Genomic DNA, 9,034 nt, shown 5'->3' on the forward strand with positions numbered 1-9,034 from the left:
CAAATATGAAAATAAATATATCAGCCCATTTAAAGGTTTTTATCGTGCTTTTGCTCTGTACGGTGTCTGTAAAAACATTACCGGCCCAGAACAAAAAGGGAAAAGCCGTACTAAAGGAATACAGTTTAACTGTAAAAGATGAAGCAGGCAGAATGCTGGACGGAGTCCAGCTGATAGTCGGCGAAGGGATCTTTCATGCCCGTTCCGATCAATCCGGAATGATTAACTTCAGTGCTTATAGTGATGATTTTATCACGATCCATAAGTATGGATTCGGAAAGGAAGTATATGCTGTCGATCATCTTCCCGAAGATGGAGTGGTCATACTGACCGAGGCAAAATTATTTAAAAGTGACGATGATAATGTTCCGCTGCCATTGACTACTTTTAAGAAAAGGGACCTTACAAGTAGTGATTTTGTATTACGGGGTGATCAGCTGGAAAAATATCCCTCCTCGGATTTACGCAATGCGCTTACAGGATTGGTTCCGGGACTGGATATAATTGAAAACAATGGCGCCCCGGGAGTTTCTGTTGTGGCCTCAAGTCGTGTATCTACATCATTGAGGAACTACAGTCCATTGTATATAGTGGATGGAATGGAAGTGAACATCCTGGAAATGCCGCTTGATCCGCAGGAGATAGAAACCGTTACCGTAGTAAAGGATATTGTAACGAAAGCCATGTATGGACCGAAGGCCGCGAATGGAATCATTTACATAGAGACAAAACGCGGCAAACAGAATGAAAGGTTCCTGGATGTCGAAGTAGAATCCGGTGTAAATGTGGTCGATCGTTTTCCCGAATGGGTATCTGGTGCCGATTACGCCCGGTTAAATAACCAGGCAAGAAGGAACAGTAATATGGAGCCGTTATATAGTGAGGCGGATATCGATGCATATGCAAAAAACGATCCTTATGATTTGTATCATCCAAGCATTAATTTTAAGGAAATGTTATGGAAAGACACACGTCCATTTACACGGGCCAATGTTTCAGCCGGTGGTGGGAATGACAGGGTGCGATATTTTGCATATCTTGGATACAACGGGGAAGGAGATAACTTTAAAGTAGGATCCAAATCCGATTATAACAGGATCAATGCACGTTCAAATATAGATATCAAAATCACGGATCACATGAAGGTAGGACTTGGTATATACGGAGGAGTAACGATCAACAGGGCACCCAATTATTCCAATACTGCCAAAGCCATTGAAATGGACGGTTTACTGAACGATATCACCACTACGCCGCCTATTGCTTACCCGGTATATGCGTATTATGATGAAAAGAACGATAATCCATGGTACGGTGTTTCGACCAATTATGAGAGAAACCATATCGGAGACCTCGAGTCTTGCGGGTACTATAATGAGCTGACACGAACAAGCGCAGCAAATATAAATCTTGACTATGATTTCTCCCAGTTTGTTCCAGGATTAAAATCACGTACGTTCTTGTCATTTAATTTATTGAACCTGACAAGAATAGGGAAGGTGAACGAATATATTGCCTATACCGCAACTCCTTCACTTACCTCAGAGGGCAATGATACCATATTATTAGCGAAAGTACATGATGGAGTGGACAATACAGACCAGGAAAGGATACTGTCCTATTATTACCAGCGGTTATCTTTTTATGAATCCCTGTCCTATGACAAATCTTTCGGGGATCATGATCTTCAACTGGGTTTGACTTATTTCCTGTTTAATGGGATGAAAGATGCCGTTCGGGAACCGGACCGTCAGCAAAATGGTATTTTTACCGCCGGCTATACCTTCCGTGATAAATATTCCGTACAGGGAGTATTGAACTATGCGGGAACATCCAGTTTTGACAAAAACAAGAGATACAAAGTCTTTCCATCCCTGGGTATCGGCTGGGTGATCTCAGATGAGTATTTCATGCAGGATATCGGGTTCCTCGATTTTCTGAAGATACGTGCCAGCGCAGGTATCCTGGGATATGACGGGCTATCCACCGCTTTTTATTATCAGGACAGATGGTCTACAGCCACAGGTGCGGCATTTGGCCCGCATAGCGCCAACCAGTGGTTCGGTTCTGATACCGAAGCAACAGTAAGGCGCGCTTATCCTAACAGGATCGCCAATTACGGTCTCTCCTGGGAAAAAAGAAAAGAATTCACTGCGGGACTGGAAGCTCTTTTATTCGACCGCAAATTGTATGTCGAATTTAATTATTATAACAATACCCGGGATGGGATCATTGCCAAAATGGAGAATATGGTACCCTATGTAATGGGTATTTCAACAGCAAGTCCCTGGTATAATTATGATAAATATCGTTATCATGGGGTCGAGTTCAATCTATCCTATTCGGGAAGTGCCGGTGATTTCAAATACAGGATCGGAGGAAATGCCAATATCCGAAACAGCAAGGTGTTGAAAATAGATGAACCCAATTACGGTGAGTCATACCGTTCGAAAGTAGGAGAACCTGTCGATGCGATTTTCGGCTATACATGGCTTGGCCGTTATTCGAGTGATGCCGAGGCACAGGCAGTCATTCAGACTTTTGATGAGACCCTGCGTACCGGAGACCTGAAATATCAGGATAAAAACACCGACAATGTCATTGATGAAAATGACCAGAGCGTTATAGGGCGTTCTGATCCTCGTTTGATATATGGTCTGGATATACAACTGAGTTATAAGAATTTTGAACTTTTTGCCCTGGGTTCAGGACGGGCTTTTTATGATATTGAGAAAACCAACCGTTATTTTCAGAGCGGGACGGGAGACAATACTTACTCGAAATATGTTATGGATAATATCGATGGAGACTATCCCCGTCTGACCTATCAAAAAGTAAACAATAACTTTTTGAAATCTGATTTTTGGCTGACCAGTGGTAATTTTTTCAAATTACAGAATGTGGAATTTGCTTATAACCTGTTTCTCAAAAACAACAGAGTGCTGGGGATACAACGGGTCAGGTTCTACCTGCGTGGAGCAAACCTGTTTACCATATCCGGATTAAAAGATGTGGATCCTGAATCAATTAGTTCTGGAATCAATGCTTATCCGTTGTTCCGGACTTTTACAGGTGGTATTAAAGTAACTTTTTAATAGGATGATGATGAAAAAGATGAAAATAATAAACCTTTGGGTAATGATAGGAATGCTGGTTTCATGCAATGATTTTATGGAACCTTACCCCAATGGAGGATATACTACGGATGATATCTGGGATTACCAGGCAATGGTACAAGGCCTGATCGGAGAATGCTATGAAAGTAGTTATCTGCCCCGGAATTATAATAATAATGAAGGAACTTATCTTGACGGAGCTACGGATGATGCTGTAATTACCAGTACTACCCATAATATCCGCCGGCTGGCGGTAGGGGCGCTTCCCTCTTCTTCCGATCCTTTTCTGACATACTGGGACAGAGGGTATAAAGGTATTTTCCTGGTCAATACTTTTTTGAAAGACCGGAACGGTTATCATACCCGTTTTATGGTCGATGAACATAAAAACAACCTGATCCGTACCCGTTTGCAGGGCGAAGCTTTTGCTTTGAGAGCCTGGTTTTTATGGGATCTATTGCAGAAATTCGGTGGCAAAGGAATGAACGGCGAGATGCTGGGTGTCCCTATCCTGCTCGAACCGGTAGATATGGAAGAGGCAGAAGGGTTGACGCGTAATACATATGATGAATGCGTACAACAGATACTCTCCGATTGTGATTCTGCATTTAAATATCTTCCTATAGCACACCGCGATTTCCTGGTTACCGATGACGCAGATAAAGCCCTTGCCGGCTCGCGTTATTGGGGACGTTTTGACGGTATCACCACCAGGGCTATAAAGGCAAATGTATACCTGACCTGGGCAAGCCCCAGGTTTAATCCGGGAAATATCGCAGCAAGGTGGGATTCAGCTGCAGTAAATGCAAAGAAGGTGATGGATTTTAAGGAAAATGTAGATGGTATAGTCGCGAACGGCTTCAATAAAAGCACGGGAGTGAATTGGGTGAATCCTAATTTTCCGGGCATCGTATTTACATCACGTTATAATAACGCCAATGATGCCATGGAAAAAATGTTTTATCCGGGAGGTTTTCAGGGTAATGGTAACATAGGAGCCACCCAGGACCTGGTGGATGCTTTTCCCATGAGTAATGGTTATCCTAAAGACCACCCTCTTGGTGCGGCATTATATGATCCGCAAAATCCTTATGCGAACAGGGATCCCCGGTTTTACAGTATTATTTTCCATAATCAGGCACAGGCAAAGAAGAATAATACGGGCGCTGTGATGTATACTTTTGAAAATTGGGATGGGGCCAAGGATGCTCCCGGACCGATCAACAACAGCCGTACTAATTACCACATCAAAAAATTTGTTTTTATGGGGTTGAACTGGTCGGAAAATAATCCCAATAAACAACCTCATTCGAAATTCTTCATCCGTTGGGCGCATATGTGCCTGGCTTTTGCCGAAGCCGCCAACCATGTAGCTGGTCCTACCGATGCATCGAAATACGGGATATCGGCAAAAGACGCCATTGCATACCTGCGGTCGCGGAAAACATATGACAATGCTGATGGCTTCCTTTCGGATCCCTACCTTGACGAAGTCGCAGGGCAGGGAAAAGATGCCTTCAATGAATTTATCAGGAACGAACGCAGGTTGGAAACCTGTTTCGAAGGAATACGCTTTTTCGATCTTCGCAGATGGTCTACAGACGTCGAGACACTGAACAAACCGGTACATATGGCTAAGATCACCCGTAATACAGATGACACCTTTACCTATGATCTGGGCCAGGAAGTCGAATCGCGTGTGTTCCGTTCGGCTTATCTTCCGATTCCTTACCAGGAAATGTTAAGAATGGGTAACCTGATCCAGAATGAAGGCTGGGATAATTGGAAATAAAATATTAATGTAATTTATCGAATAAAATGAAAAAAATATTTTTCCTGATCATTTCTGTCATGTTGTTTTCATGTTATGATGATTATATTCATGATTATGACTATGACGCGATATATTTTACCAATCAGATCAATGTACGTACTTTTGTTGTAGGCGAAGGAATGCAGATACAAACAGGCGTTGCATTGGGGGGTGTCCGTGAAAACGATAGGGACCGGAATGTCGAATTTGTATTGAACAACGATCTTTTCATATCCAAAGGGATCTTTCAAAGTATGAAAACAGGTGTCGATCATGTGAAAGGATTCGTTTCCGATACACTATTACCCATGCCTGCCGATTTTTATACCCTGAGCGATCCGGTTAAGATGACGATCAGATCCGGAGATCATAAAGGGATGATCACCATCAAAGCAGATTCTGCAAAGTTTTTGTCGGACGCGAAAACTTTACGCGCTCATTATGCCATTCCGTTTTATATCACAAATGCTGATGCAGACTCTGTCCTCACTGCCAAGAGATATTCCGTAATCGGGTTAAGGTATGAGAACATGTTGTTCGGAAATTATTGGCATGGAGGTGAAACCGTGGTTAAAGATGCTTCAGGTACTATAGTGGAAACCATCAAATATTACACGGCTATACCCTCACCGGAAGCAAAAGTGATGAACCTGACGACTGTCGGTCCTCATTCGCTGGTTACCAGTAAAATTAGCGATGTGGCGGGATCATTCAAAATTACTTTAGATGGCGATAATATCTTGGTAAGTCAGGCCGACGGGTCGGGTGTGGAAGTACTCCCGGATGGTGAAAGCAAGTTCAATCGTTCCAGATTGCTTCAGGACAGGAAGATCTTCCTGAAATATAAATACGACAATGGCGACGGGACAACATCCTATGCTACCGATACTCTGACTTTCCGGAACAGGATCAGGGATGGGGTGAACGAATGGCAGGATGAAAATCCAGGACATTATCAATAATTATTGTTGGGTCATGAAGGGGTGATATCCGGATCCTACCGGATCTTACTCCTTCTTTATCGTTTAAAAGATGATATCGGCAGGCAAACATCTGTCCTGGTCAAAATAAATAACTTATAATTATCAATTAAAATGGATCGCAGGCAATTTATCAGACAAACAGGCTCCTTAGCCATTAGTACGGTTCTTTTTTCTCAGATATCGTGTTCTACCGGTAAAAAGGCACCTACCATCCTGGTGGTATCCGGGTGGCAGGATGTGAATATCGGGGATATAGCCCATACTCCGGGATTATTGCATATACTGGAAAACGCCTTTTCTGATGCAAAAATCATCCTTTGGAAAAGAAGTAAAAGCGAGAAGGTGGAAGTGCTCTTAAAAAAGAATTTTCCGGCCATAGATATTATTTACGGTAACGTGGACAAGGAATACAACGTAGACAGTGAGGAAGTGAAAAAAGCCGTCGAATCGGCCGATATTTTCATTCATGGATCGGGCCCCAGCGTAGTTGCAGCATCAAACCTGGAATTTTGGGCAAAACATACCGATAAGCCTTTCGGTATCTACGGTACCACCATCGAACATATTTCCGAGAAACTGGCCGCTCTCCTGAAAAAAGCTTCATTTATCTTTACACGGGAAACCGCCTCCATAGAAAAACTCCGTCAGGCCGGCATAACAGGACAACACATCATGTTTGCCCCGGACGCTACATTTTATCTGGATATTTGGGATGACGAAAAAGCGTTGGCCTTTATGAAAAAAAACGGGCTGGAAGAAGGAAAGTTCATTTGTGTGATTCCCCGCTTACGCAAAACGCCATATTGGGAGATACGCAAGACTTCACAAACCGAAGAAGAGATCAGGAAGATTACCGAGTTAAATAATAAATGGAAAGAGATCGATCACGCCAAAGCCCGTATGGCAATTGTTGCCTGGGTGAGGGAAACAGGGATGAAAGTTGTGTTGTGTCCCGAAATGACTTACGAAGTCGGTTTATTTGATGAGTTACTATACAATCCTTTGCCGGATGATGTGAAGCCATTCGTTGTCAAGCATGATTATTGGCTTCCCGATGAAGCCATGTCTCTTTACGCCCGTATGCATACCCTGCTCAGTTTCGAGTGTCATTCACCCATTATGGCCATCCGTTGCGGAAAACCGACATTCTATCTTCGCCAGCCTCAGGATACCATTAAAGGACAGATGTATTATGATCTGGGATTATCCGACTGGGTGTTTGAAATAGAGGAAACCACCGGCGAGCAGATCACCGGCCGTCTGATGGAAGTATACGGTAATTATGACGGAGCACTGAAAAAAGTGTCGGATACAATGGAAAAAGTAGAAAATTGTTATGTAAAAGCGAATAAAATAGTAAAAGAAGTGATCAGTAGCCGATGATTTTTTGCTTTTCTGTACAACCACACCACAAAGTGGTATGTTAATAGATGCAGATAAAAAAGAATATTCCGAGACGCAAAAAAATGAATTTCTAAACATATTTTTATCCGTTATATATCCAGTTTATATTATATAATCCGTTCGTTATGTTATTGTACCGTCATGTTGTTATTTTTTTAGTTTTTTCCGTTTTTGCAACAAACATGAACGCTAAAGATCCCGCATTGATCAGAAAAATATTAAAAGCCGATCATTTGGTCGCTTTGTGGGATTTTCGTGAACAACAAGGCCGGCCTAAATATTCCAAAGGCCGGATAAAAGTGGCTTTAAAGGATGGAACAAAAAAAGAAACCAGGGTACTTCCCGAAGGACCTTTATCCGGAAGATCCATCCTGCTGGAAGGCGATAATTTTCTGACACTCCCTTATGAAGAAACCGGAGCACTGAACGTAAAAAGCAATCAGGTAACGGTGATCGCCTGGGTGAAATGGGCCGGTGGACAAACAGGCTTTGTTGGCGGTATGTGGAACGAATACATGGATGGTGGAAAGCGGCAATATGGATTGTTTATTTCCCTGCCTTATTACAACGGCCGCGACCAGGTCTGCGGACATATCTCACAAACAGGCAGAGCAACTCCACCGTTCCCGTATTCCATCGATTATTCGGCAAGCAGGCAAACTGTTCCTTATAATGAGTGGTGTTGCGTAGCGTTTACCTATGATGGTGAATATATCCGCTCATATTTCAATGGCGTTTTCGAAAGCCGTCAACCCGAATTGATTGATCATACCAAAGGATTTTCAGGTTATCCTGAAGGTCTGACACAGGTGAAGAATCCGTATTATTTTCCCCACGGTATCGGCGACAACGGATCTGATTTCACAGTAGGAGCTGTGTTACTCAAATCCGGGATGGGCAATTTCTTTAAAGGACAAATCGGCGGACTGGCTGTTTTCGACAGGGCGCTGTCCGATCGGGAAATAAAATACCTGACAAAAACAAATTAACAGTTGTATAATTATCTTATCGTATAGCAATTATAAAACCAAATCAATAACAACCGATGAAATGTCCACAATCATATAAGGTATATTCATTATAATGAATAAAATTGGACATAACATTTGGCCTTTAAAAACAATTTTATACAAATGAAAAGAAAGATCCTATTAAGTTTTTGGATAAGTTGTATGTTCATATCCTTATCCTTTTCACAGAAGAACAATATGGTGTTAGTAGAAGCTGAAGGCTTCGCAGATCGTGGCGGCTGGGTGCTCGACCAGCAGTTTATGGACCAGATGGGCTCCCCCTTCCTGTTGGCTCACGGATTGGGTAAACCGGTAAAGGACGCCTCCACGAAAGTGACTATTTCAAAAAAAGGTATGTGGCATGTATATGTACGTACCTGGAACTGGTGTGCACCCTGGAAAACAAAAGAGAAACCCGGACGTTTCCAGGTATCTGTCAATGGAACTATTCTGCCCAATGAACTTGGACTAGGTGACAAATGGGGATGGGAATATGCCGGTAGTATTGATATCAAAGACAAGGAAAACACTGTCGCACTGAAAGACCTGACAGGGTTTGCCGGTCGTTGTGACGCTATTCTGTTCAGCCAGAACAAAGATGCCGACATCCCCAATGAAGGAAAATCCATGTACCAGTTCCGTAAAAAACTGCTGGGACTTCCTGAAAAACCGGAAAATGGCGGAGTATATGACCTGGTTGTTGTCGGT

Annotated in this window: 6 protein-coding genes; all 6 read left to right on the plus strand. The window is 42.7% G+C overall.

Going from position 1 to position 9,034, the window contains the following annotated elements; genetic code table 11:
- Window positions 1-5: 5 nt before the first annotated feature.
- On the plus strand, window positions 6-3,095 hold the full coding sequence (locus LBQ60_21075) for a SusC/RagA family TonB-linked outer membrane protein (protein ID MDR2040417.1): 3,090 nt from the start codon (window positions 6-8) through the stop codon (window positions 3,093-3,095).
- Window positions 3,096-3,105: 10 nt separating this feature from the next.
- Complete coding sequence (locus LBQ60_21080) at window positions 3,106-4,908, plus strand: RagB/SusD family nutrient uptake outer membrane protein (protein MDR2040418.1); 1,803 nt, start codon at window positions 3,106-3,108, stop codon at window positions 4,906-4,908.
- A 26-nt stretch (window positions 4,909-4,934) separates the two neighbouring features.
- Window positions 4,935-5,891 (plus strand): DUF1735 domain-containing protein, encoded by a 957-nt coding sequence (locus LBQ60_21085; GenBank protein MDR2040419.1) that lies wholly within the window; start codon window positions 4,935-4,937, stop codon window positions 5,889-5,891.
- 132 nt (window positions 5,892-6,023) lie between these two features.
- Complete coding sequence (locus LBQ60_21090) at window positions 6,024-7,295, plus strand: polysaccharide pyruvyl transferase family protein (GenBank protein MDR2040420.1); 1,272 nt, start codon at window positions 6,024-6,026, stop codon at window positions 7,293-7,295.
- A 203-nt stretch (window positions 7,296-7,498) separates the two neighbouring features.
- Window positions 7,499-8,305, plus strand: coding sequence for a LamG domain-containing protein (locus LBQ60_21095; protein MDR2040421.1), 807 nt, complete (start codon window positions 7,499-7,501; stop codon window positions 8,303-8,305).
- Between the two features lie 144 nt (window positions 8,306-8,449).
- Window positions 8,450-9,034: pyridine nucleotide-disulfide oxidoreductase (locus LBQ60_21100; protein MDR2040422.1), on the plus strand; the 585-nt coding region annotated here is incomplete at its 3' end.

Source organism: Bacteroidales bacterium, assembly GCA_031275285.1.
Lineage (GTDB): Bacteria > Bacteroidota > Bacteroidia > Bacteroidales > UBA4181 > JAIRLS01.